Genomic DNA, 1,869 nt, shown 5'->3' with positions numbered 1-1,869 from the left:
CTCACCGACAAGGAGCCGCCAGCATGAGTCGGAATCCCATCACGACCCCGATTGCGCTGTCGCGCACGCGCACTGCCACGATCGCCTTGAAGTGGTTTGTGGAACGTTCGGAATATGACCCGGCGCAATGCACGTTCAAGCCGCTTGTGAACGGCGAAGAGGCGTTCGGCGAGGTTTACGACGCCATCCTGGCCGCACGGCGTTCGGTGGACATCATCTGCTGGGGTTTCCAGCCCTCGATGTACTTCAAGCGCGGCCATGCGGATGTCATGACCATCGGCGAGTTGCTGGCGCACAAGGGCGCCCAAGGCGTGAAGGTTCGTCTGCTTTGCTGGCAGGACGACCTCGCCATGGCGGCCTGGAGCGAAAACAACGCACCGGGCAACAACCTGGCAACGTACGTCAAGCCGCACTTGCCTGACTGGATGGTGTCGGGCATGGCGCAGCGCGACTACCAGAGCAAATTCCAGCGCGAGTTCGACCGTGCATGGTATGCGCGCGCCAATGGAACCAACGTGACGCGAGGGGGCAGTCTGGACGAGGAAGCGGCGCGCCGGGTGCTGCGCCAGATGGCCCGCGCAGCGGGCACGACGTTCCCCGGCATCGAATTCGCGACCCGCGGCTTCTCGCTTTGGGACCGTGCGGAGATTGCCTACCGGACCTTGCTGCAGGGCGATCACAAGGAGAGCGACGGGCGTACCAAAGCGAAAAACGCGGCCGTCATGACCGCCATTCCCACGCATCACCAGAAGATGGTGGTGATCGATTATGAGGAGCCCGAGCATGCCGTGGGCTTCGTCATGGGCCACAACATGCTCGATACCTACTGGGACCGGGACGACCACAGCTTCCATCGACAGCACCCGAGACTGGGCCGGAACGGTCTGCACCCCCGGCAGGACATTTCTGCCCGCGTCGCAGGCCCGGTGCTCAAATACCTCAACAAGAACTTTTGCGAAGCGTGGGATGGCGCGACGGGCCAGCGGCTGATGGAGGCAAGGCGGCCGCTCGCCAGTCGTCTCACGTTGCGGCGCGACGGCAACACGCCGGTGGTGGGGCAGCTGTTGCGGACCAATCCCCAGGGAAACCGGTTCGATATCGAGTCCCTGTACCTGCAGGCGGTGAACAACGTCACGCGATTCATCTATATCGAGAACCAGTATTTCCGGCTGCCGATGCTTGCCGAGAAGATCAAGCAGGCGGTGGCCGCCCAACTGCGCGGCGGCCGCGACCTGAAGAAGCATGGCCCCATCTACCTGTTCGTGGTGACCAATTCGAGCGACGAAGGGATGGGTCCGGGGGCACTGAAGACATACCGGATGCTGGAGGCGCTGGGCAAGGCCGACGCGATGCCGGCCGTGGCGAAGCTGGAACGCGAGGACGCGCGCCAGGCCGATCTGCGCCGCCAGCACAAGGAGGCAGGCGCGCAAGCCAGGGCCGCTAAACAGGATATGGACGAGGCGAATGACCTGGCGCATATCGACAAGGCATTCGCCATCAAGAGGCTGCACGAGGCGCGGGAACGCTTTGGCAAGGCGCGCCAGAAACAGGCCGATCTGGAAGCGGAAATGGCCAAGCCCGCCGAGGAAGTTGGACCGCCACCCGAAATCGAAGGACTCAAGGTGCATGTCTGCACGCTGGTGGCACCCGATTCTCCGCCCGGTAAATGGGATTACGTCTACGTGCATTCCAAACTGATGATCGTCGACGACGTATTCATGACGTTGGGCTCCGCCAATATCAATACCCGCAGCATGATCGGCGATAGCGAATTGAATATCTGCCACGAACATTCTGGGGTGACCACGCCATTACGCAGACGGTTATGGGAGATTCATACGAAGGGGATGGGGGCGCAGGAGGATGTGG

General features: G+C 62.2%; 1 protein-coding gene. It reads left to right on the top strand.

Annotation, left to right across the window (positions count from 1 at the left end; all coding sequences use genetic code 11):
- Positions 1–23 precede the first annotated feature (23 nt).
- Positions 24–1,869 (top strand): phospholipase D-like domain-containing protein (locus AC3G88_RS29340; protein WP_488894487.1); only part of this gene is annotated, 1,846 nt, incomplete at its 3' end.

The organism is Cupriavidus sp. 86D6, assembly GCF_057815095.1.
Note: the sequence above shows the minus strand (reverse complement) of the source record. Positions and strands in the feature narration are given on the sequence as shown.